Genomic DNA, 21,879 nt, shown 5'->3' with positions numbered 1-21,879 from the left:
CCATGCCCCGAGCAGGTTTGGACAAGGACCCGCGCGCGGTCGCCGAGATGTTCGACGGCGTGGCGCGCCGCTACGACGTGACCAACTCGGTGCTGTCCTTCGGCCTGGACGCGCACTGGCGCGACGTCACCCGCCGCGCGCTGGACCCGCGGCCCGGCGAGCGGGTCCTCGACCTCGCCGCGGGCACCGCGGTGTCCACAGTGGAGTTCGCGCGGTCGGGGGCGTGGTGCGTGGCGGCCGACTTCTCGCTGGGCATGCTGCGGCACGGCCGGCACCGCGGGGTCCCCATGGTGGCCGCGGACGCGCTGCGGCTGCCGTTCGCCGACGCCAGCTTCGACGCGGTCGCCGTGCTGTTCGGCCTGCGCAACATGGCGGACACCGCCGGGGCGCTGCGCGAGATGGCCAGGGTGGCGCGGCCCGGCGGGCGGCTCGCGGTGTGCGAGTTCTCCCGGCCGGTCTGGGGGCCGTTCCGCGCGGTGTACCTGAACTACCTGATGCGTGCGCTGCCGTGGATCGCGCACCGGGTCTCCGCCAACCCGGAGGCGTACGTGTACCTGGCCGAGTCCATCCGCGCCTGGCCGGACCAGCACCGGCTGGCGGAGATCATCAACGACTCGGGGTGGACCGACGTGGCCTGGCGCAACCTGACCGGGGGAATCGTCGCCGTGCACCGGGCGACCCGGCCGGCCATGCCCGCCGAATAGTCTTGACCGTGGCCGCGCAGCGATTCGTGGAGCAGGGAGTGGGACGATTGATCCCTCGACAGCTGCGCCACCCGAACGAACCATCCACGCGCGCACGGGCCGCCAGGCCCCGCGATCGGGGCGGCGGGGCGCCCTCCGGGGGAACGTCTCAAGGCACTTCGGCCGCGCCCTGGCGACACGATCGCGGCCGCGCGCAGACCCGCGGAGGACACAGCATGAGCACCGCCAGCCGACGCCAGCCGGGTGACGACGCCGACGTGATCGTGGTCGGCGCCGGGCCGGCCGGATCGACCGCCGCCACGTACCTCGCCCGCGCCGGGCTCGACGTGCTGCTGCTGGAGAAGAGCACCTTCCCCCGGGACAAGGTGTGCGGCGACGGGCTCACCCCGCGCGGCGTGAAGCAGCTCATCGACCTGGGCATCGACACCCGCGAGGAGGCCGGCTGGCTGCACAACCGGGGGCTGCGGGTGATCGGCGGCGGCACCGTGCTGGAGCTGGACTGGCCGGAGCTGTCCGACTACCCGCCCTACGGCGTGGTGCGGCCGCGCCGGGACTTCGACGAGATGCTGGCCCACCACGCGCAGCGCGCCGGCGCCCGGCTGGCGGAGAACACCAACGTCAGCGGTGCCATCACCGACGAGCGCACCGGGCGGGTGGTCGGCGTGCAGGCCAAGGCCGGCCCGGAGAAGGTCCCGGTCAGCTACCGGGCGCCGATCGTGCTGGCCTGCGACGGCGTGTCCGCCCGGCTCGCCCTGTCGGTCGGCATCCAGAAGCGCGACGACCGCCCGATCGGCGTCGCCATCCGCCGCTACTACACCAGCCCGCGCAGCAAGGACGACTACCTCGAGTCGCACCTGGAGCTGTGGGACCGCTCCGATCCGGCCAACCCCAAGCTGCTGCCCGGCTACGGCTGGATCTTCGGCATGGGCGACGGCACCGCCAACGTCGGCCTCGGCACACTGTCCACATCGGAGGCCTTCAAGGGCACCGACTATCGGGCCATGATGCGGGCCTGGTTGGACGGCACGCCCGAGGAGTGGGGCCTGCGCGAGGAGAACGCCACCGGCCGGATCGGCGGCGCGGCGCTGCCGATGGGCTTCAACCGCACCCCGCACTACCGCGACGGCCTGATGCTGCTCGGCGACGCCGGCGGCGTGGTGAACCCGTTCAACGGCGAGGGCATCGGCTTCGCCATGGAGTCCGCCAAGCTGGCCGCCGAGTGCGTGGTGCAGGGACTGGCCCGCAAGACCGGTCCGTCCCGGGAGCACGCGTTCTCCCGCTACCCGGCGGCGCTGAAGTCCCAGCTCGGCAGCTACTACCGGCTGGGCACCTACTTCAGCAGGCTGATCGGCAACCCGAAGATCATGCGTGGCGGCGCGCAGATCGGCATGAACAAGGCCCCGGTCATGCGGGCCCTGCTCAAGCTGCTCGCCGGCCTGTACGACCAGCGCAACGGGGACTTCGTGGACCGCGCCATCACGCTTGCGACGAGGATCACGCCCAGCCTGTGACCCCAGCCGCTCCGGGACGGCGGCTGCCCACCGGGTGGTGCCCCTCGAGGCCGGCGCACATCCCGGTCTGGAGAACGGCTTCACGATCCTCACGCTCCCGGAGCCATACGGAGACAAGGGCTATGTGGAGGGCATCGAGGGCGCCATCTACTTGGAGGAACAGGAGCATGTTCGCCGCTGTACGCTGAGGTTCGGCATCCTGACGAGCACGGCGCTCGGAGTCAGTGCATCCCTTGAAGTGATCAAGGCTGTGCTACATGACTACCAGTGACCGATGGTGAGGAGGCGCGAGATGAGCACTCCGAATCTGGCTCGCGCCAGGTGGCGGAGGAGCAGCCGCACCGGCGGAGCCAACGGCGGTGGGAACTGCGTCGAGGTGGCGTACGTCGCCGAGGTGGTGAAGGTCCGCTCTGGCGATCTCGACCCGGCCTGATCCTTGGCCGGCTCGTCGGGAAACCGACCCGTGGACGGGCGCACGGGGATTGACGCGGCACTGGTCAGGCGCCTGATTGCGGACTAGTTCCACAGTGGAGGGATCTTGCGGTGACGCCCGTCGAGGTCGACGGGTGGGACAACCGGACGTACCGCCTCGGTGACACGATGAGCGTGCGGCTGCCGACCGCGGAGCGGTACGCCGCGGCGGTCGGCAAGGAACATCGGTGGCTGCCGGTTCTCGCGTCGTCTTTGCCGGTCCCGATTCCCGTGCCGCTGGCGAAGGGAACGCCGGCCGAGGGATACCCCTTCGACTGGTCGGTTCGCCGCTGGCTGGACGGCGAGACCGCGAGCGCCGACCGTGTCCACGACATGTCCGACTTCGCGGCCTCGGTCGCCGACTTCATCGTTGCCCTGCAGCGCATCGACGCGGCCGACGGGCCGACGGCGGGTGCGCACAGCTTCTACTGGGGCGCGTCGCTGGCCCACTACGACGCCGAGACCCGCCATGCCCTAGACCTGCTGGACGGCGACATCGACACCGGGAGGGCGGCGGCCGTGTGGCAGGCCGCCCTCGACGCGGCCTGGCACGGTCCGCCAGTCTGGTTCCACGGCGACATGTCCGCTGGCAACCTGCTAGTCAAGGACGGAAGGTTGGCCGCCGTCATCGACTTCGGCACGTCGGGTGTCGGCGATCCGGCCTGCGATCTGGTCATCACCTGGACGATGTTCGCGGGCGCCAGCCGGGAAGCCTTCCGCGACGCGGTTGGCCAGGACCCCGGTACCTGGGCACGCGCCCGTGGCTGGGCACTCTGGAAGGCGCTCATCTGCCTGGCCGACGCCGTCGGCAGCGATGCGGAACACGCCAGCCAACGTCATGTGATCAACGAGGTGCTGGCGGACCACGATCACAGCGCCTGACCTCGAAACTTCGGGGACAGCGATGTCCGAGCCACTACGTCGCGCGGCCGGGTGTCGTCGCTTGGCGGAGGGCCGCCGCGGCGACGGTGAGGGCCGCCAGGCGGACCAGGTTGACCCGGTGCCAGCGGGCGACCAGGACGCGGCGCTCTGCCTCGGCCAGCGGCTCGGGGCTCTGCAGCAGCCGCCGGTTGGTGGTCAGCACCAGGTAGCCGGTCAGCCCCACGGCCGAGACAACGGCGGCCCCCGCGGTGGCGACCCGGCGGCGGTCACCGAAGCGCCAGCCGTCTGCCAGGGTGGCCGCGGTCGCCGCGAGGGTCACCGGTGCGACGGGTGCGTAGTAGCGGACCGGGCTGCCGGCGGCGAGAAGTCGCGGTGCGCGGCGCGGCTGGGCGTCCGCGAGCAGGCGCGGCACGTCCACCACGGCCTCGTACGCGTTCCCGAAGAACCAGTGCGCGAGGCCGAGCCGCGCCACCCTGACCCACGGCGCCCGCCGGCGGCCGGAACGAGGCTTCATGCCGGGCAGCATCGCGGACCCCGCGACGGTCGCGGCCCGGTTCGAAGGTCGCTGGCGCGCGACACCCCGACCGAAATGGGATGGATGCCCGAGTTGACGGCGGGTTGGCGGCTTGTTCTCCGGCTAAGGAGCGGTCACCGCGGGCCGCGAAGATGATCTGCCGGTGTCACTCGGATGGCCTAAAGGTGCTGGTAGCCGGCCGCTGACGGTGGCTGGCCAGCGGCATTTGGGGGGACCCGAGGTCCACAACATCGCTCCACGGGCATACACTTGTCACGCGCTAGTTTGTGAAGCAGTTCACAAGCTGGTCCGCATGGCGCGTGACCTGCGTCTCGCCGTACGGGCGTACGGGTGTTAGGTACGCCTCAGTGACGGCGAGGGGTTCGTCACGTCTAGGGTTCGGGACGAGTGGCGGCCACTTGGTCGCGAGGACGAGGAAAGGACGGCGGACCGGTGCTCCAGAGCTACGTCCCCATCCTGTTGCTGTTCGTGCTTGCCGCGTTGTTCGCCCTGTTCTCGGTGACGATCGCGCCGTACGTCGGCCCCCGTCGCTACAACAAGGCGAAGCTGGATGCCTACGAGTGCGGCATCGAGCCGTCGCCGCAGCCCGTCGTCGGGGGCGGCCGAATGCCGGTCGCCTACTACCTGACGGCGATGCTGTTCATCCTGTTCGACATCGAGATGGTCTTCCTCTACCCGTTCGCGGTCTCCGCGGACGCCCTCGGCCTGTTCGGCCTGGTGGAGATCGCGCTGTTCATCGCCACGGTCGGGTTCGCGTACGCCTACGTCTGGCGGCGCGGCGGCCTGGACTGGAACTGACAAGAACCAGGGGCGTGTCATGGGTCTGGAGGAGAAACTTCCCAACGGCATCCTGTTGACCACGGTGGAGAAGCTGGTCAACTGGACCAGGAAGTCGTCGCTGTGGCCGGCCACCTTCGGGCTCGCCTGCTGCGCGATCGAGATGATGACCACCGGAGGGCCGCGCTACGACCTCGCCCGGTTCGGCATGGAGGTGTTCCGCGCCTCGCCCCGGCAGGCCGACCTGATGATCGTGGCCGGCCGGGTGACCAACAAGATGGCGCCCGTCCTCCGGCAGATCTACGACCAGATGCCCGAGCCGCGCTGGGTGCTGGCGATGGGCGTGTGCGCCTCCTCCGGCGGCATGTTCAACAACTACGCCGTCGTCCAGGGCGTCGACCATATCGTCCCGGTAGACATGTACCTGCCGGGCTGCCCGCCGCGCCCGGAAATGCTCATGGACGCGATCCTCAAGCTGCACGCCAAGATCATGGACGAGCCGCTGGGGCCGACCCGGGCCGCGCTGCGCGCCGCGAGTGGCAAGCGCACCGAACTGATCCCGTCCTCGGTCCGCTACGCGAAGAAGAAGTGAGCACCATGGCAAGCGGTAGTGACCAGCCGGAGAAGGCCACCACGCCAGCCCCGGGCGAGGAGCACTCCAGCGCGGAGCGCGGGAAGAAGGGCCTGGAGCCGCGGCGCAACGGGGCCGAGCCGGCCGAGCACAAGACGCCGCTGGTCGCCGGCCGGGCGCGGAAGGGCATGTTCGGCGTCCGCGGCAGCGGCGACACCTCCGGCTACGGCGGCCTGCGGCTGCCCGCCTACTCGCCGCCGCCGGCCGAGCGGCCCTACGGCGGCTGGTTCGACGAGGTGGCCGACGCGCTGCTGGCCGCGATGCCGGACGCCGGCCTGCCGGCCGAGGCGATCCAGCAGGTCACCGTGGACCGCGGCGAGCTGACCTTCTACGTCGAGCCCGGGTTCCTCCCGCAGATCTGCCGCATCCTCCGGGACGACCCGGCGCTGCGCTTCGAGCTGTGCAGCTCGGTCTCCGGGGTGGACTACGGTCCCGAGGTGCCGCAGCGGTTGCACTCCGTCTACCACCTGACATCGATGACGTACCGGCGCCGGCTGCGGCTGGAGTGCGCGGTGGACGTCGACTCCCCGCACGTGCCGAGCATCGTCGACGTCTACCCGACGGCCGACTGGCACGAGCGCGAGGCCTACGACATGTTCGGCATCGTCTACGACGGTCACCCCGCGCTGACCCGGATCCTCATGCCGGACGACTGGGACGGCCACCCGCAGCGCAAGGACTACCCGCTGGGCGGGATTCCGGTGGAGTACAAGGGCGCCGAGATCCCGCCGCCCGACGAGCGGAGGGCGTACTCGTGAGCACCGACTACGACACCGACCCGTACGCCAGCGCCCGGGAGACCACCGAGGGCCGGGTCTACACGCTCACCGGCGGCGACTGGGACGAGGTTCTCGAGGACGCCAGGCACGACGAGCGGATCGTGATGAACCTCGGTCCGCAGCACCCGTCCACGCACGGCGTGCTCCGGATCGTGCTGGAACTGGAGGGTGAGACCGTCACCCAGGCCCGCTCCGTGATCGGGTACCTGCACACCGGGATCGAGAAGAACTGCGAGTACCGCACCTGGACCCAGGGCGTCACCTTCGTCACCCGGGCGGACTACCTCTCGCCCCTCTTCAACGAGACCGCCTACTGCATGGCCGTGGAGAAGCTGCTCGGCATCACGCCGCCGCGGCGCGCCGAGGTCATCCGGGTCATGCTGATGGAGATCAACCGGATCGGCTCGCACCTGGTCGCGCTGGCCACCGGCGGCATGGAACTGGGCGCGCTGACCGGGATGACCGCCGGGTTCCGGGAGCGCGAGGAGGTCCTGCACCTGCTTGAGTACCTGACCGGCCTGCGGATGAACCACGCCTTCATCCGGCCCGGCGGGATCGCCCAGGACCTGCCCGAGGACTACGACCAGAAGATCCGCGAGTTCATCACGGTGATGGACAGGCGGCTGCCGGACTACGACAAGCTGCTCACCGGCCAGCCGATCTGGAAGAAGCGCCTGCAGAACGTCGGCTACCTGCCGCTGGACGCCTGCCTCGCGCTCGGCGTCACCGGCCCCATCCTGCGTTCCGCCGGGCTGGCCTGGGACCTGCGCAAGGTCGAGCCATACCTCGGCTACGAGGAGTACGACTTCGAGGTGCCGACCGAAACCGCGGCGGACTGCTACGCCCGGTACCTGATCCGGCTGGAGGAGATCCACCAGTCGTTGAAGATCATCCGGCAGACGCTGGACAAGCTGGAGCCGGGGCCGGTCATGGTGGACAACCCCAAGATCGCCTGGCCGGCCAAGCTGACCATCGGCCCGGACGGGCTGGGCAACTCGCTGGAGCACGTCCGCAAGATCATGAGCCAGTCGATGGAGTCCCTCATCCATCACTTCAAGCTGGTCACCGAGGGCTTCGACGTGCCGCCGGGGCAGGCGTACGTGCCGGTCGAGGCGCCGCGCGGCGAGCTGGGCGCGCACCTGGTCTCCGACGGCGGCACCCGGCCGCTGCGGGTGCACCTGCGCGACCCCAGTTTCGTGAACCTGCAGGCGCTGCCCGCGATGTGCGAGGGAGGCATGGTGGCCGACGTGATCGCCGCGGTCGCCTCCATCGACCCGGTGATGGGGGGGTGTGACCGATGACCGACGAGGCACGTTTTCCCGCCGAGGCGGCGAAGGGCACCGACGAGGCACGTTTTCCCGCCGAGGCGGCGAAGGGCACCGACGAGGCACGCTTTCCCGCCGACGCGGCGGCCAGGGCGGACCTCGGGACCCCGCGGTCCAACGGGTCCTCCGGGCAGGTGTTCGGCGAGGACGTGCGGGCGAAGGCGAAGGAGATCATCGCCCGGTACCCGCAGTCGCGGTCCGCGCTGCTGCCGCTGCTGCACCTGGTGCAGTCGGTGGAGGGCCACGTCAGCCAGGCCGGCATCCAGTTCTGCGCCGAGCAGCTCGACCTGGGCATCGCCGAGGTCAGCGCGGTGGTCACCTTCTACACCATGTACAAGCGCCGGCCGTGTGGCGAGCACCTGGTCAGCGTGTGCACCAACACGCTGTGCGCGGCGCTCGGCGGGGACGACATCTACGCGGCACTGAAGGAGGAACTCGGCGTCGGCCACGAGGAGACCGCCGGCGAGGCCGGCAGTCCCGGGTCGGTGACCCTGGAGCACGCCGAGTGCCTGGCTGCCTGCGACCTCGCCCCGGTTCTCCAGGTGAACTACGAGTTCTTCGACAGGCAGACGCCGGATTCCGCGGTGGAACTGGTCCGGGCGCTGCGCCGCGGCGAGCGGCCCAACCCGACCCGGGGTGCCCCGCTGACCAACTTCAGGACCGCGGAGCTGCAGCTCGCCGGGTTCTTCGAGGGCCGCGATGCGGACGTGGCCGGCCCCTCCGCGGCCGAGGAGACGCTGCGCGGCGCCCAGCTCGCCGCGGAGCGCGGCTGGACCGCCCCGGCCATGCCGGACGACGCGCCGCTACCACCGGTGCCGGAGAAGAAGTGAGTGAGGGGGCGAATGTGACCGAGCAGCGGCACCTGACCCCGGTGCTGACCAAGCGCTGGTTGTCGCCGAACTCCTGGACGCTGGCCACCTACGAGCAGCTGGAGGGTTACACCGCGCTGCGCAAGGCGCTCGCCGCCCACCCGGACCAGCTCATCCAGCTCATCAAGGACTCCGGGCTGCGCGGCCGCGGCGGCGCCGGCTTCCCAGCCGGCATGAAGTGGGGCTTCATCCCGCAGAACGACAGCAAGCCGCACTACCTGGTGATCAATGCGGACGAGGGCGAGCCGGGCACCTGCAAGGACGTGCCGCTGATGATGGCCGACCCGCACTCGCTGATCGAGGGCATCGTCATCACCGCGTACGCGATCCGGGCCAACTACGCCGCGATCTACGTGCGCGGCGAGGTGATCCACTGCATCCGCCGGCTGCACGCGGCGGTGCGGGAGGCGTACCGGGCCGGCTACCTGGGCCGCAACATCCTCGGCTCGGGCTTCGACCTGGAGGTCGTGGTACACGCCGGGGCGGGCGCCTACATCTGTGGCGAGGAGACCGCGCTGCTGGACTCGCTGGAGGGCCGGCGCGGACAGCCGCGACTCAAGCCGCCGTTCCCGGCCACCGCCGGGCTGTACGCGGCGCCAACCGTGGTCAACAACGTCGAGACCATCGCCACCGTGCCCTACATCGTCAACGGCGGATCGGACTGGTTCCGCTCGATGGGCACCGAGAAGTCGCCCGGCCCGAAGATCTACTCGCTGTCCGGGCACGTGGAGAAGCCCGGCCAGTACGAGGCGCCGCTCGGCATCACCCTGCGCGAGCTGCTGGACATGGCCGGCGGCATGAAGGACGGCATCCCGCTGAAGTTCTGGACGCCGGGCGGCTCGTCCACCCCGCTGTTCACCGCCGACCACCTGGACGTGCCGCTGGACTTCGAGGGCGCCGCCGCCGAGGGCTCGATGCTCGGCACCACCGCCTTGATGATCTTCAACGAGACGGTGTCCGTGCCGTGGGCGGTGATGAAGTGGACCGAGTTCTACAAGCACGAATCGTGCGGCAAGTGCACGCCGTGCCGGGAGGGCACCTACTGGCTGGAGCAGATCCTGCACCGGATGCTGCGCGGCGAGGGCACCCCGGAGGACGTCGAGACCATGCTGGACGTCTGCGACAACATCCTCGGCCGCTCGTTCTGCGCCCTCGGTGACGGCGCGACCAGCCCGATCACCAGCGCCATCAAGTACTTCCGGCACGAGTTCCTCGAACTGTGCGAGAAGAACTCGGGCGGCGTCCCGGCACCCGCACTGGCAGGAGCGCAAGGATGACGGCAACCACCGAGCCAACCACCGAGATCGCGGTGCCGGAGGGTCACGTCAAGCTGACCATCGACGGCATCGAGGTGGTCGCGCCCAAGGGTGAGTTGGTGATCCGCACTGCGGAGCGGATGGGCATCGTCATCCCGCGGTTCTGCGACCACCCGCTGCTCGACCCGGCCGGCGCCTGCCGGCAGTGCCTGGTCGAGGTGGAACTGGGCGGCCGGCCGATGCCCAAGCCGCAGGCGTCCTGCACGCTCACCGTGGCCGACGGCATGGTGGTCCGCACGCAGCACACGTCGCCGGTGGCCGACAAGGCCCAGCAGGGCATGATGGAGATGCTGCTGATCAACCACCCGCTGGACTGCCCGATCTGCGACAAGGGCGGCGAGTGCCCGCTGCAGAACCAGGCGCTCAAGCACGGCCGCGCGGACTCCCGGTTCACCGAGACCAAGCGGACCTTCCCCAAGCCGATCGCGGTGTCCAGCCAGATCCTGCTGGACCGGGAGCGCTGCGTGCTCTGCCAGCGATGCACCCGGTTCTCCTCGCAGATCGCCGGCGACGACTTCCTCGACCTGCTGGAACGCGGCGCCGAGCAGCAGATCGGCACCGCGGCCACCGCGGAGATCGAGGGCCATCCGGAGCACGCCCAGCAGAGCTACTTCTCCGGCAACACCATCCAGATCTGCCCGGTCGGCGCGCTGACCAGCGCCGCATACCGGTTCCGCTCCCGGCCGTTCGACCTGGTGTCCACCCCGGGCGTGTGCGAGCACTGTGCCTCCGGCTGCGCCCAGCGCACCGACTGGCGGCGCGGCCGGGTGATGCGCCGGCTGGCCGGCGAGGACCCCGAGGTCAACGAGGAGTGGAACTGCGACAAGGGCCGGTTCGCGTTCACCTACGCCACCGCGGACGACCGCATCCGCCGGCCGCTGGTGCGCGACAGGGGCTCCGGTGAGCTGCGCGAGGCGTCCTGGACCGAGGCGCTGCGGCTGGCTGCGGACGGCCTCTCCGCCGCCCGGGCCGGCAAGGGCGCCGGGGTGCTCACCGGCGGCCGGCTCACCGTCGAGGACGCCTACGCCTACGCCAAGTTCGCCCGGGTCGCGCTGGCCACCAACGACGTCGACTTCCGCGCCCGGCCGCACTCCGCCGAGGAGCTGGACTTCCTCGCCGCGGCGGTGGTCGGCCGGTCGCCAGAGGATGGCGGGGTCAGCTACACCGACCTGGAGTCCGCGCCGGCCGTGCTGTGTGTGGCGTTCGAACCGGAGGAGGAGTCGCCGATCGTCTTCCTCCGGCTGCGCAAGGCGGTGCGCAAGAACGGCCTCAAGGTCTTCCACCTCGGCCAGTGGACCACCCCGGCGGTGCGCAAGACGGTCGGCACGCTGCTTGCCTGCGTCCCGGGTGCCGAGCCGGCCGCGCTCGACGAGCACGCCGCCGAGCTGGACGCCGCGCTCGCCGGCGGCGGGGTGATCCTGGTCGGCGAGCGGGCCGCCGAGGTGCCCGGCCTGTACTCCGCGGTGCTCCGGCTGGCCGAGCGCACTGGTGCCCGGGTGGCCTGGGTGCCGCGCCGGGCGGGTGAGCGTGGTGCGCTGGACGCCGGTGCCGCGCCCACCCTGCTGCCCGGCGGCCGCGCGGTGAGCGACGCCGCCGCCCGCGCCGAGGTGGAGCGGGCCTGGGGGCTGGAACCGGGCACGCTGTCCGCGGTGCGCGGGCGGGACACCAACGGCATGCTGCGCGCCGCCGCGGCCGGCCAGCTCGACGCGCTGGTCCTCGGCGGCGTCGACCCGGACGACCTGCCCGACCCGGAGCTGGCCGGGCGGGCGCTGGCCGAGGCCCGCTTCGTGGTCAGCCTGGAGCTGCGGCACAGCGCGGTCACCGCGCACGCCGACGTGGTGCTTCCGGTCGCCCCGGCGGTGGAGAAGGCCGGCAGCTACCTCAATTGGGAGGGCCGCCGGCGGGGGTTCCGCACCGTCCTGGAGGGCACCGGCGCGGTGTCCGACTGCCGGGTGCTGGACGCGCTCGCCGTGGAGATGGACGCCGACCTGTTCACCCAGACCCCGGCCGCCGCCGCGGGCGAGTACGCCCGGCTGGGCCGGGGCGCCCGCCGGGACGTCCGGCCGGAGCCGGTGCCGGCGCCGTCCCCGCCGCAACCCGGCGCCGGGCAGGCATTGCTGGCCACCTGGCGGCACCTGCTGGACAACGGCGCGCTGCAGCATCCCGAGCCGCACCTGGCCGGCACCCAGCGGGCCGTGCTCGCCCGGCTGTCCCCGGCCACCGCGGGCCGGCTCGGCGTGGCCGACGGCGACCCGGTCACGGTGGCCACCGACCACGGCAGCATCACCCTGCCGGTGGCGATCGCCGACCTGCCGGACGGCGTGGTGTGGCTGCCGGGCAACTCGGGGCCGTCCACGGTGCGCCGCAGCCTCGGCGCCGGTCACGGCGCGGTGGTCACCCTCCGCCGCGCGACCACGGAGTCGGAGGTGGCCCGATGAGCACCGCGCAGCTGCTGGCCAACGACCCGGTGTGGCTCACCATCGTCAAGGTCATCGCGATCTTCGCGTTCCTCGTGGTGATGACCCTGTTCATGATCTGGTGGGAGCGCCGGGTGGTGGCCAGGATGCAGCACCGCCCCGGCCCGAACCGGGTCGGCCCGTTCGGCCTGCTGCAGTCCCTGGCCGACGGCTTGAAGCTGGCGTTCAAGGAGGACATCCGCCCCGTCCTGGCCGACCGGTGGGTGTACTTCCTGGCCCCGGTGATCTCCACGATCCCGGCGTTCACCGCGTTCTCGGTGATCCCGCTGGGCGGCGAGGTGTCCATCTTCGGGCACCACACCGCGCTGCAACTGGCCGACCTGCCGGTGGGCGTGCTGGTGGTGCTGGCCTGCTCCTCGCTGGGCGTGTACGGGATCGTGCTGTCCGGCTGGTCGTCCGGATCGCCGTACCCGCTGCTCGGCGCGCTGCGCTCGGCCGCGCAGGTGATCTCCTACGAGATCGCCATGGGCATGTCCATCGTGGCGGTGGTGCTGTACTCGCACTCGCTGTCCACTTCGGACATCGTCACCGCGCAGCAGTCCGGCTGGTTCGTCTGGCTGCTGTTCCCCAGCTTCGCCGTGTACACGATCTCCATGGTCGGCGAGACCAACCGGGCCCCATTCGACCTGCCGGAGGCGGAGTCCGAACTGGTCGGCGGCTTCCACACGGAGTACAGCTCGCTGAAGTTCGCGCTGTTCTTCCTGTCCGAGTACATCAACATGGTGACCGTCTCGGCGCTGGCCACCACGATGTTCCTCGGCGGGTGGCGCGCCCCGTGGCCGCTGTCCGCGGTCGGCGGCGGCGTGCTCAACACCGGTTGGTGGCCGCTGCTGTGGTTCGTCGTCAAGATGCTGATCTTCCTGTTCGTCTACATCTGGCTGCGCGGCACGCTGCCCCGGTATCGCTACGACCAGTTCATGCGGCTGGGCTGGAAGGTGCTGGTGCCGATCAGCCTGGTGTGGATCGTGCTGATCGTCGGCATCCGTGCGTTCAAGAACTCGCCCAACGTCAGCCCGCAGCAGGTGCTCATCGCGGTCGGCGTGGTGGTCGCGCTGATCCTCGCGGTGACCTTCCTGCTGCCCACCCGGCCGGAGCCGGAGGATGGCCGCATCGAGCTGACCGGCGGCGGCTACCCGGTGCCCCCGATCGACCTCAAGGTTCCCCAGACGCCGCCGCGCCGGCGCCGCACCGGTGTGCCTGGCACGCAGCGGCAACCGGCCGGGGTCACCGCCGGCGAGGACTCCAGCGCATCCACCGCGTCCAGCAAGGAGGCCAGCGATGGGAGTGTTTGATCCCGTCAAGGGCTTCGGCGTCACCTTCTCCACGATGTTCAAGAAGGTGGTGACCGAGCAGTACCCGGAGGACTTCCGTCCCACGGCCCCGCGCTACCACGGAAGGCATCAGCTCAACCGGCATCCCGACGGGCTGGAGAAGTGCGTTGGCTGCGAGCTGTGTGCGTGGGCCTGCCCGGCGGACGCCATCTTCGTGGAAGGCGGCGACAACACCGAGGAGGAGCGCTACTCCCCTGGCGAGCGGTACGGCAAGGACTACCAGATCAACTACCTGCGTTGCATCGGGTGCGGCCTGTGCGTGGAGGCGTGCCCGACCCGCTCACTCACCATGATCAACGAGTACGAGCTGGCCGACGACGACCGGCAGCGGCTGATCTGGACCAAGGAGCAACTGCTCGCCCCGCTGCTGCCCGGCATGGAGGCGCCGCCGCACCCGATGCGGCTGGGCGACGACGAGCAGGACTACTACGCGCGCGGCCCGGAACTGGCCCGCGAACGCGGCGTGCCGGCCGGCGAGACCGTGGAGACCGGGCGCGAGGAGGCGCGGCGATGACCCGCGTGCGGAGCCGCGGAACGAAGGAGGCACGGCGGTGACCACCGGGCTGGTACTCGCGGCCGACGCGGCGAACGCGGCCGGGGCCGTGTCCACCGGGGAGGCGGTGGCTTTCTGGATCCTCGGCCCGCTCGCGGTGCTCGGCGGGCTCGGCATGCTGTTCGCCCGCAACGCGGTGCACTCGGCGCTGTGGCTCGCGGTGACCATGCTCAGCCTCGGCGTGCTCTACATGATCCAGCAGGCGCCCTTCCTGGGCTTCGTGCAGATCATCGTGTACACCGGCGCGATCATGATGCTGTTCCTGTTCGTGCTGATGCTGGTCGGCAGGGACAGCTCGGACTCGGTGGTCGAGGTGCTGCGCGGGCAGCGGCTGGCCGCCACGGTGCTCGGTATCGGCTTCGCCGTGCTGCTGGTCAGCGCGCTGGCCAGGGCGCTCTCCCTGGTCACCCCGATCGGGCTGGCCGGGCCGAACGCGAACGGCGGCAACGTCGCCAACCTCGGCCAGTCGATCTTCACCGACTACCTGTTCCCGTTCGAGCTGACCTCGGCGCTACTGATCACCGCGGCGATCGGCGCGATGGTGCTGGCCTACACCGACCGGCACGCCCCGGGCGGCAAGAAGACCCAGCGCGAGCTGGTCATCGCCCGGTTCCGCGGCGAGTACGCCCGGCCGTCCCCGCTGCCCGGCCCCGGCGTGTTCGCCACCGCCGACTCGGTGGCCACGCCCGCGCTGCTGCCGGACGGCTCGGTGGCCCCGGAGTCACTGTCCGAGATCATCGAGGCCACCTCGACCAAGCGGCTTTCCGAGGACATCGCCGAGGTCTCCGGCAACGTGCCCGCGCCGGACGCGCACGCGCTCGGCGGCGCCAACGGCACCGGGCACCGCAACGGCTCCGCCCGTCCCGGCCTCCCGGCCAGCACGGGAACCAGCGGCTCGGCGCCCGGCGGCGAGGAGGCTCCATGACCGGCGCAAGCCGCGGCACCCGGAGCGATCACGGCGCGCGCCCGGCCGTCAGGCCCGCGACCGGGGTGGCGGGGCGGAGTCCCGCCGACCCGGTCGCGGGGGCGCGCAAGGCCGCGGAGAGTGAGGAGGGTTCGTCGTGACGCCCACGTACTACCTGCTGCTGTCCGCGCTGCTGTTCACCATGGGCGCGGTGGGCGTGCTGGTGCGCCGCAACGCCATCGTGGTGTTCATGTGCGTCGAGCTGATGCTCAACGCGGTGAACCTGTCGCTGGTCACCTTCGCCCGGATCAACGGGTCGCTGGACGGGCAGGTGATGGCGTTCTTCGTGATGGTGGTCGCCGCCTGCGAGGTGGTCGTCGGCCTGGCGATCATCATGTCCATCTTCCGCACGCGTCGCTCGGCCTCGGTCGACGACTCCAACCTGCTGAAGTACTAGGGGCTCGAGTGGTGACGGGATACATGCTCAGCTCGGCGGCCACCGCCTCCGTGCCGGCTGCCACCGGAATCGCCGGCTACGCCTGGGTGCTGCTCGCCCTGCCCTCGCTCGGCGCGCTGGTGCTGCTGGTCGGCGGCCGGCGCACGGACGCATGGGGGCACCTGCTCGGCTGCGCCACGGTGATCGCCGCGTTCTGCTATGGCCTGGCGCTGTTCCTCTCCACCACCGGCCTACCGCCGGAGAGCCGCGTCCAGGATCTCCACCTGTACTCCTGGCTGCCGGTCAACGCGTTGCAGGTCGACTTCGGGCTGCGGATCGACCCGCTCTCGCTGACCTTCGTGCTGCTGATCACGGGCGTTGGTGCGCTGATCCACGTCTACTCGATCGGGTACATGGACACCGACCGGGACCGGCGGCGGTTCTTCGGCTACCTGAACCTCTTCGTCGCCTCCATGCTGCTGCTGGTGCTCGGCAACGGGTTCGTGACGCTCTACCTCGGCTGGGAGGGCGTCGGCCTGGCCTCGTACCTGCTGATCGGCTGGTACCAGAACCGTCCGTCCGCGGCGACCGCGGCGAAGAAGGCGTTCCTGATGAACCGGGTCGGCGACGTCGGCCTAGCGCTGGCCATCTTCCTGATGTTCCGCTACCTGGGCACCACCCAGTACACGGAGGTCTTCGCCCGGGCCGGCGAGCTGCCCAGCGGCGCGCTGCTGGCGATCACGCTGCTGTTGCTGCTCGGCGCATGCGGCAAGTCCGGCCAGTTCCCGCTGCAGGCGTGGTTGCCGGACGCGATGGAGGGCCCCACCCCGGTGTCCGCGCTGATCCACGCGGCGACCATGGTGACCGCCGGGGTGTACCTGATCGCCAGGGCCAACCCGATCTACAACCTCAGCGCGGACGGCCGGCTACTGGTGATGGTCATCGGCGTGGTCACTCTGATGATCGGGTGCATCATCGGCTGCGCCTACGACGACATCAAGAAGGTGCTCGCGTACTCGACGGTCAGCCAGATCGGCTACATGATCCTGGCCGTCGGCCTCGGCCCGTTCGGTTACGCGCTGGGCATCATGCACCTGCTCACCCACGGCTTCTTCAAGGCCGGCCTGTTCCTCGGCGCCGGATCCGTCATGCACGGCATGCACGACGAGGTCGACATGCGCCGGATGGGCGGCCTGGCCCGGTACATGCCGATCACCACGGCCACGTTCGGCCTGGCCTACCTGGCGATCATCGGGTTCCCCGGGTTGTCCGGGTACTGGTCCAAGGACGCGATCGTGGAGGCCGCGTTCGGCCAGCCCGGCTGGCACGGCTGGGTGTTCGGCGGGCTGGCGCTGGTCGGTGTCGGGCTGACCGCGTTCTACATGACCCGGCTGTTCCTGCTCACCTTCTTCGGCGAGAAGCGGTGGGAGAACCTCACCACCGAGGACGGCCGCGCCTACCACCCGCATGAGTCCGGGCCGGTGATGACCGTACCCATGATCATCCTCGCGGTCGGCTCGGTCGCCGCCGGCGCGTTCTTCGCGGTCGGCGAGCGGCTGGCCCGCTGGCTGGCCCCCTCGCTGGGCACGCTGGAGGTCAGCGAGCAGGGCCCGCTGAACGCCGCCGGGGTCAGCGTGCTCAGCATCGTCTTCATGGTGGTCGGCGTGGCACTGGCCTGGCTGCTGGTCGGCCGCCGGCCGGTGCCGGTGGTCCGGCCGGCCCGGGTGTCCGCGGTGGTCACCGCGGCCCGCAAGGACCTGTACGCCAACGCGATCAACGAGGCGCTGGTCGCCCGGCCGGGCGTGTGGCTGGCCCGCGCGCTGGTGTACGTGGACAACAAGGGCGTCGACGGGATGGTGAACGGCACCGCGGCGCTGCTCGGCGGTAGCTCCGGCCGGATGCGCCGGCTGCAGACCGGTTTCGTGCGCTCCTACGCGCTCAGCATGCTGGGAGGTTCGATCCTCGTGATCGCTGCGCTGCTCGCGGTGAGGTACGGATGAACGGGATGACCACCTCGGCGGGTGCGGGCGCCGGCCTGCTGCTCCTGGTGCTGCTGCTGCCGCTGGCCGGCAGCCTCGCGGTGACCTTCCTGCGGTCCAACGACCGGGTGGCCAAGCTCACCGCGCTGGGCGTGTCCCTGGTCGAGTTCGTGCTGACCCTCGCGCTGTGCGTCGGCTACCGGCCGACCGGGGCGCGGCTGCAGATGGTCAGTTCGGCGGACTGGATCGCCACGGTCGGCGTGCATCTGTCCTTCGGCGTGGACGGCATCGCGCTGGTGATGATCGCGGTGATCGGCCTGCTGGTGCCGGTGGTCATCGGCGCGGGCTGGGCGGAGAAGCTGCCGGCGGGGCGTAGCGCCGGCGGGTTCCTGGCGCTGATCCTGGTGCAGGAGTCGTTGATGGTCGGCGTGTTCGCCGCGACCGACGTCTTCCTGTTCTACGTGCTGTTCGAGATCATGCTGATCCCGATGTACTTCCTGATCGGGGGCTACGGCGGCGCCCGGCGGCAGTACGCGGCGGTGAAGTTCTTCCTCTACTCCTTCCTCGGCGGGCTGCTCATGCTGGCCTCGGCGATCGGCGCGTACGCCTACGCGGCGGCGCAGACCGGGCATGGCACCTTCGACTGGGCGACCCTGGCGCAGATCACCCGGAACGCCCCACCGTCGCTGCAGGTGTGGCTGTTCCTCGGGTTCTTCGCCGCGTTCGCGATCAAGGCGCCGCTGGTGCCGCTGCACACGTGGCTGCCGGACGCCACCGCGGAGGCCCCGATCGGTGTGGGCGTGATCCTGGTCGGCGTGCTGGACAAGGTCGGCACGTTCGGGTTCCTGCGCTACTGCCTGCCGATGTTCCCGGCAGCCAGCCGGGAACTGGCCCCGCTGCTGCTGGTGCTCGCGGTGGCCGGGGTGCTCTACGGCTCGGTGCTGGCCACCGGGCAGCGGGACATGAAACGGTTCATCGCGTACGTGTCCATCGCCCACTTCGGGTTCATCGCGCTGGGCATCTTCGCGTTCAGCTCGCAGGCCCAGGTCGGCGCGGTGTCCTACATGGTCAACCACAGCGTGGCCACCGGGATGCTGCTGCTGGTGCTCGGCATGGTGATCGCCCGAGGCGGGTCCACGGTCATCGACGACTACGGCGGGATGGCCAAGCTGACCCCGCTGCTGGCCGGGATGCTGCTGCTGGCCGGCCTGTCCACGCTGTCGCTGCCGGGCACCAACTCGTTCGTCAGCGAGTTCCTGGTGCTGCTGGGCTCGTTCCCGCGGGAGCCGGTGTTCACCGTCCTGGCCACGATCGGCATGGTGCTGGCCGCGATGTACGTGCTGTGGCTGTACCAGCGGGTGATGCAGGGCCCGGCGCGCGGCGACGCGCTGGTGGGCCTGGCCGGCGGGCCGGGTGCCGCGGTGGACCCCGACTCGGAGACGGGTACCCGCTCCGCCCGCCGGATGGTCGGGGACCTGTCCCGCCGCGAGATCGCGGTGCTGGCGCCGCTGGTGCTGCTGGTCATCGGGCTCGGGTTCTTCCCGAAGCCGCTGCTGGACGTGATCACCCCGTCGGTCGGGGCGACGATGACCGAGGCTGGCTTCTCCGACCCGGTCACCTCGCAGGGAGGCAAGTGAGTGTCGACGATGGTGCTTCCAACCGCGGCTGACCCGGCGGTGTCCGTCCTCGCGGCCGGCCTGGCCCAGGTGCCGCAGATGGACTACCGCGCGGTGCTGCCGGTGCTGGTGGTGCTCGGCGCTGCCTGCGTCGGCGTGCTGTTCGAGGCGTTCCTGCCCCGGCCGCGGCGGTGGCTGTGGCAGGTCGCGCTGACCGTGGCCGCGCTGCTCGCGGCCGGCGTCGCGCTCTACGCCTACCTCGGTGACGCGCCCGCGCAGGGCGTGAAGACCTTCGCCGGCACGCTCTCCATCGACCGCCCGGCGCTGTTCCTCTGGGGCACCCTGCTGGTGCTCGGCCTGGGCGCGGTGCTGCTCATCGCGGACCGCTCGGTGGAGCCCGGCGGCTACTTCGTCGCCCAGGCCGCGATCCGGCCCGGCACCCAACAGGACCGCGCCCAGGCGGCTGGCGCGAACATGCACACCGAGGTGTTCCCGCTCGCGCTGTTCGCCCTCGGCGGGATGATGGTCTTCTGCGCCGCCAACGACCTGCTGACCATGTTCGTCGCGCTGGAGGTGCTCAGCCTGCCGCTGTACCTGCTGTGCGGGCTGGCCCGGCGGCGCCGGTTGCTCTCCCAGGAGTCGGCGGTCAAGTACTTCCTGCTCGGCGCGTTCGCCTCGGCTTTCTTCCTCTACGGGCTGGCGCTGCTGTACGGGTACGCGGGCTCGGTCAAGCTGGCCGACATCGCCGCCGCCGCGGGCGGCACCAACCGGTCGGACACGCTGCTGTTCGCCGGCCTGGGGCTGCTCGCCGTCGGCCTGCTGTTCAAGGGTTCCGTCGGGCCGTTCCACACCTGGACCCCGGACGTCTACCAGGGCGCGCCGACCCCGGTCACCGCGTTCATGGCGGCCTGCACCAAGGTGGCCGCGTTCGGCGGCCTGCTCCGCGTGCTGACCGTCGCGTTCAAGGCGACGAGTTGGGAGTGGCGCGGCGTGCTGTGGGCCGTGGCGATCATCTCCATGGTGATCGGCGCGGTGCTTGGCCTCACCCAGCGCGACGTCAAGCGGATGATCGCCTACTCGTCGGTGGCGCACGCCGGGTTCCTGCTGATCGGCGCGATCGCGCTGACCGAGCAGGGGCTGTCCGGCACGATGTTCTACCTGCTCGCCTACGGGTTCACCACACTGGCCGCGTTCGCCGTGGTCGGGCTGGTGCGCACCGGCGAGGGGGAGGCCACCCACCTGTCCCAGTGGGCGGGCCTGGCCAAGCGTTCCCCGCTGCTCGCTGGGGTGTTCACCTTCCTCCTGCTCTCCCTCGCCGGCATCCCGCTGACCAGCGGATTCGTCGGCAAGTTCGTGGTGTTCTCGGCCGCGCTGGCGGACGGGATGGCGCCCCTGGTGGTGATCGCGCTGGTGATGAGCGCCGTGGCGGCGTTCTTCTATCTCCGGGTGATCGTGCTGATGTACTTCAGCGAGCCGGCCGCGGACGGTCCGACGGTCACCGTCCCCGGTGTGTTCACCGCCGCAGCGATCACCCTCGGCGTTCTCGTTACGCTCCTGCTGGGCGTGTGGCCCGCGTTCGCGCTCGACTGGGCGGGATCGGGCGGCTTCGCGCTCTGACCAGCCGCGAGCCGGAGAGAACGTGACGACGAACGAACCAACACATACCAGCACACATCCGGGCCCCAGCCTGGAACTCGCCGACCCACAGCTGGCCGAGGCCGTGCAGGACGGTTTGGTCCGGGTGGAGGAACTGCTGCGCAGTGTGGTGCGCAGCAGCCTGCGCTTCCTCACCGAGACCTCGCTGCACCTGGTCCAGGCCGGGGGCAAGCGGTTCCGCCCGCTGTTCACCCTGCTCGCCGCCCAGTTCGGGGACGGCATCGGGGACGACGTGGTCCGGTCCGCGGCCGCGGTGGAACTGGTGCATCTCGCCACGCTCTACCACGACGACGTGATGGACGAGGCGACCATGCGGCGCGGGGCGGCCAGCGCCAACGCCCGCTGGGACAACACCATCGCCATCCTCACCGGCGATTTCCTGTTCTCCCACGCCTCCCGGCTGGTCGCCGACCTGGGCACGGACGCCACCCGGATCATCGCCGAGACCTTCACCGAACTGGTCACCGGGCAGATGCGGGAGACCATCGGCCCCGAGGAGGGCGACGACCCGGTGGAGCACTACCTCACCGTGGTCGCCGAGAAGACCGGCTCGCTGATCGCCACCGCCGGGCGCTTCGGCGGGATGTACTCCCGGGCGGCGGCCGAGCACGTGACCGCGCTGCGCGCGTTCGGCGAGCTGATCGGCACCGCGTTCCAGATCTCCGACGACGTGATCGACATCGCCTCGCCGGCGACGGAGTCCGGCAAGACGCCGGGCACCGACCTCCGCGAGGGCGTGCGCACCCTGCCGATGCTGTACGTGCTGGCCGGCGATGCCCCGGCGGAGAACCGGCTGCGGGAACTGCTCGGTGGGCCGCTGACCGACGACGCCCTGGTCGCCGAGGCGCTGGGGAGGCTGCGCGAGTCGAGCGGGATGCGCAGGGCCCGGCAGGCGCTGGGCGAGTACGCCGACCGGGCGCGGGCCGAGCTCGCCAGGCTGCCGTCCTGCCCGGCGCGGGAGGCGCTGGAGTCGCTGACCGACTACGTGGTGGACCGCACCCGCTGAACGGCATCCTCGTTGGCCGGAGCGGGCGGATCGCGCGCCGGTCGGGCCTGGCCCGGCCGGGGTCGCGGTACGTCGCCACCGGGCCGGCCGACCGGGGCCGGCCCGGGCCTTCCGACCTGGT

At 71.0% G+C, this 21,879-nt stretch carries 21 protein-coding genes; 20 read left to right on the top strand and 1 reads right to left on the bottom strand.

The window, feature by feature from the left end:
- Nucleotides 1-2 precede the first annotated feature (2 nt).
- From FFT21_RS05205 to FFT21_RS05185, 5 genes are all read left to right on the top strand, one after another.
- Complete coding sequence (locus FFT21_RS05205; RefSeq protein ID WP_137812589.1) at nt 3-704, top strand: demethylmenaquinone methyltransferase; 702 nt, start codon at nt 3-5, stop codon at nt 702-704.
- A gap of 215 nt (nt 705-919) precedes the next feature.
- Nucleotides 920-2,215, top strand: a complete 1,296-nt coding sequence (locus tag FFT21_RS05200; protein ID WP_137812588.1) for a geranylgeranyl reductase family protein — start codon at nt 920-922, stop codon at nt 2,213-2,215.
- Nucleotides 2,216-2,252: 37 nt separating this feature from the next.
- The gene (locus FFT21_RS05195; protein WP_137812587.1) at nt 2,253-2,486 is read left to right on the top strand and encodes a Scr1 family TA system antitoxin-like transcriptional regulator; all 234 of its coding nucleotides are present in this window, start codon (nt 2,253-2,255) and stop codon (nt 2,484-2,486) included.
- A gap of 21 nt (nt 2,487-2,507) precedes the next feature.
- On the top strand, nt 2,508-2,648 hold the full coding sequence (locus FFT21_RS05190; RefSeq protein ID WP_137812586.1) for a DUF397 domain-containing protein: 141 nt from the start codon (nt 2,508-2,510) through the stop codon (nt 2,646-2,648).
- Between the two features lie 110 nt (nt 2,649-2,758).
- Nucleotides 2,759-3,568: an aminoglycoside phosphotransferase family protein gene (locus FFT21_RS05185; protein ID WP_225978097.1), complete on the top strand. Its 810-nt coding sequence runs from the start codon at nt 2,759-2,761 to the stop codon at nt 3,566-3,568.
- 34 nt (nt 3,569-3,602) lie between these two features.
- Here the strand turns inward: FFT21_RS05185 and FFT21_RS05180 are convergent, their stop codons facing one another.
- The gene (locus tag FFT21_RS05180; protein WP_137812585.1) at nt 3,603-4,082 is read right to left on the bottom strand and encodes an anthrone oxygenase family protein; all 480 of its coding nucleotides are present in this window, start codon (nt 4,080-4,082) and stop codon (nt 3,603-3,605) included.
- A 453-nt stretch (nt 4,083-4,535) separates the two neighbouring features.
- On the opposite strand from FFT21_RS05180, the gene FFT21_RS05175 reads away from it, so the two are divergent.
- From FFT21_RS05175 to FFT21_RS05105, 15 genes are all read left to right on the top strand, one after another.
- Nucleotides 4,536-4,901 carry an NADH-quinone oxidoreductase subunit A gene (locus tag FFT21_RS05175; RefSeq protein ID WP_137812584.1) on the top strand — a complete coding sequence of 122 codons (366 nt, stop codon included), beginning with the start codon at nt 4,536-4,538 and terminating at the stop codon, nt 4,899-4,901.
- Between the two features lie 19 nt (nt 4,902-4,920).
- Nucleotides 4,921-5,472 (top strand): NuoB/complex I 20 kDa subunit family protein, encoded by a 552-nt coding sequence (locus tag FFT21_RS05170; RefSeq protein ID WP_137812583.1) that lies wholly within the window; start codon nt 4,921-4,923, stop codon nt 5,470-5,472.
- A 5-nt stretch (nt 5,473-5,477) separates the two neighbouring features.
- A complete protein-coding gene (locus FFT21_RS05165) occupies nt 5,478-6,269 on the top strand; it encodes an NADH-quinone oxidoreductase subunit C (RefSeq protein WP_137812582.1) in 792 nt (263 codons plus the stop codon).
- Entirely contained in the window at nt 6,266-7,591 is a 1,326-nt protein-coding gene (locus FFT21_RS05160) for an NADH-quinone oxidoreductase subunit D (RefSeq protein WP_137812581.1), read from the top strand. The genes FFT21_RS05165 and FFT21_RS05160 overlap by 4 nt, the downstream gene beginning before the upstream one ends.
- Nucleotides 7,588-8,445, top strand: a complete 858-nt coding sequence (gene nuoE / locus FFT21_RS05155) for an NADH-quinone oxidoreductase subunit NuoE (protein ID WP_137812580.1) — start codon at nt 7,588-7,590, stop codon at nt 8,443-8,445. Before FFT21_RS05160 ends, nuoE begins: the two co-directional genes overlap by 4 nt.
- 32 nt (nt 8,446-8,477) lie before the next feature.
- The gene (gene nuoF, locus FFT21_RS05150; protein ID WP_137812706.1) at nt 8,478-9,761 is read left to right on the top strand and encodes an NADH-quinone oxidoreductase subunit NuoF; all 1,284 of its coding nucleotides are present in this window, start codon (nt 8,478-8,480) and stop codon (nt 9,759-9,761) included.
- On the top strand, nt 9,758-12,238 hold the full coding sequence (locus FFT21_RS05145; protein WP_137812579.1) for an NADH-quinone oxidoreductase subunit G: 2,481 nt from the start codon (nt 9,758-9,760) through the stop codon (nt 12,236-12,238). Before nuoF ends, FFT21_RS05145 begins: the two co-directional genes overlap by 4 nt.
- Complete coding sequence (gene nuoH, locus FFT21_RS05140) at nt 12,235-13,569, top strand: NADH-quinone oxidoreductase subunit NuoH (RefSeq protein ID WP_137812578.1); 1,335 nt, start codon at nt 12,235-12,237, stop codon at nt 13,567-13,569. Before FFT21_RS05145 ends, nuoH begins: the two co-directional genes overlap by 4 nt.
- Nucleotides 13,556-14,122 (top strand): NADH-quinone oxidoreductase subunit NuoI, encoded by a 567-nt coding sequence (gene nuoI / locus FFT21_RS05135; protein WP_137812577.1) that lies wholly within the window; start codon nt 13,556-13,558, stop codon nt 14,120-14,122. Before nuoH ends, nuoI begins: the two co-directional genes overlap by 14 nt.
- 37 nt (nt 14,123-14,159) lie before the next feature.
- On the top strand, nt 14,160-15,086 hold the full coding sequence (locus FFT21_RS05130; protein WP_137812576.1) for an NADH-quinone oxidoreductase subunit J: 927 nt from the start codon (nt 14,160-14,162) through the stop codon (nt 15,084-15,086).
- 136 nt (nt 15,087-15,222) lie between these two features.
- Nucleotides 15,223-15,522 carry an NADH-quinone oxidoreductase subunit NuoK gene (gene nuoK, locus FFT21_RS05125; RefSeq protein WP_137812575.1) on the top strand — a complete coding sequence of 100 codons (300 nt, stop codon included), beginning with the start codon at nt 15,223-15,225 and terminating at the stop codon, nt 15,520-15,522.
- Between the two features lie 23 nt (nt 15,523-15,545).
- Entirely contained in the window at nt 15,546-17,501 is a 1,956-nt protein-coding gene (nuoL, locus tag FFT21_RS05120; protein ID WP_192909401.1) for an NADH-quinone oxidoreductase subunit L, read from the top strand.
- A gap of 5 nt (nt 17,502-17,506) precedes the next feature.
- On the top strand, nt 17,507-19,117 hold the full coding sequence (locus tag FFT21_RS05115; RefSeq protein ID WP_137812574.1) for an NADH-quinone oxidoreductase subunit M: 1,611 nt from the start codon (nt 17,507-17,509) through the stop codon (nt 19,115-19,117).
- A gap of 9 nt (nt 19,118-19,126) precedes the next feature.
- Nucleotides 19,127-20,713: an NADH-quinone oxidoreductase subunit NuoN gene (gene nuoN / locus FFT21_RS05110; RefSeq protein WP_137812573.1), complete on the top strand. Its 1,587-nt coding sequence runs from the start codon at nt 19,127-19,129 to the stop codon at nt 20,711-20,713.
- 22 nt (nt 20,714-20,735) lie between these two features.
- Nucleotides 20,736-21,758, top strand: coding sequence for a polyprenyl synthetase family protein (locus tag FFT21_RS05105; RefSeq protein WP_137812572.1), 1,023 nt, complete (start codon nt 20,736-20,738; stop codon nt 21,756-21,758).
- Nucleotides 21,759-21,879: the final 121 nt, after the last annotated feature.

Origin of the sequence: Gandjariella thermophila (genome assembly GCF_005405885.1) — a bacterium.
Lineage (GTDB): Bacteria > Actinomycetota > Actinomycetes > Mycobacteriales > Pseudonocardiaceae > Gandjariella > Gandjariella thermophila.
This window is presented reverse-complemented; position numbering and strand designations above follow the sequence as displayed.

Excerpts from the sequence above, each read along its gene's own strand:
- nuoN (WP_137812573.1), top strand. The coding sequence starts at position 19,127 with ATGGTGCTTCCAACCGCGGCTGACCCGGCGGTGTCCGTCCTCGCGGCC.
- FFT21_RS05115 (WP_137812574.1), top strand. The coding sequence starts at position 17,507 with ATGACCACCTCGGCGGGTGCGGGCGCCGGCCTGCTGCTCCTGGTGCTG.
- FFT21_RS05200 (WP_137812588.1), top strand. The coding sequence starts at position 920 with ATGAGCACCGCCAGCCGACGCCAGCCGGGTGACGACGCCGACGTGATC.
- FFT21_RS05165 (WP_137812582.1), top strand. The coding sequence starts at position 5,478 with ATGGCAAGCGGTAGTGACCAGCCGGAGAAGGCCACCACGCCAGCCCCG.
- nuoE (WP_137812580.1), top strand. The coding sequence starts at position 7,588 with ATGACCGACGAGGCACGTTTTCCCGCCGAGGCGGCGAAGGGCACCGAC.
- nuoH (WP_137812578.1), top strand. The coding sequence starts at position 12,235 with ATGAGCACCGCGCAGCTGCTGGCCAACGACCCGGTGTGGCTCACCATC.
- FFT21_RS05180 (WP_137812585.1), bottom strand. The coding sequence starts at position 4,082 with ATGAAGCCTCGTTCCGGCCGCCGGCGGGCGCCGTGGGTCAGGGTGGCG.
- FFT21_RS05205 (WP_137812589.1), top strand. The coding sequence starts at position 3 with ATGCCCCGAGCAGGTTTGGACAAGGACCCGCGCGCGGTCGCCGAGATG.
- FFT21_RS05145 (WP_137812579.1), top strand. The coding sequence starts at position 9,758 with ATGACGGCAACCACCGAGCCAACCACCGAGATCGCGGTGCCGGAGGGT.
- nuoI (WP_137812577.1), top strand. The coding sequence starts at position 13,556 with ATGGGAGTGTTTGATCCCGTCAAGGGCTTCGGCGTCACCTTCTCCACG.
- FFT21_RS05170 (WP_137812583.1), top strand. The coding sequence starts at position 4,921 with ATGGGTCTGGAGGAGAAACTTCCCAACGGCATCCTGTTGACCACGGTG.
- nuoL (WP_192909401.1), top strand. The coding sequence starts at position 15,546 with ATGCTCAGCTCGGCGGCCACCGCCTCCGTGCCGGCTGCCACCGGAATC.
- FFT21_RS05190 (WP_137812586.1), top strand. The coding sequence starts at position 2,508 with ATGAGCACTCCGAATCTGGCTCGCGCCAGGTGGCGGAGGAGCAGCCGC.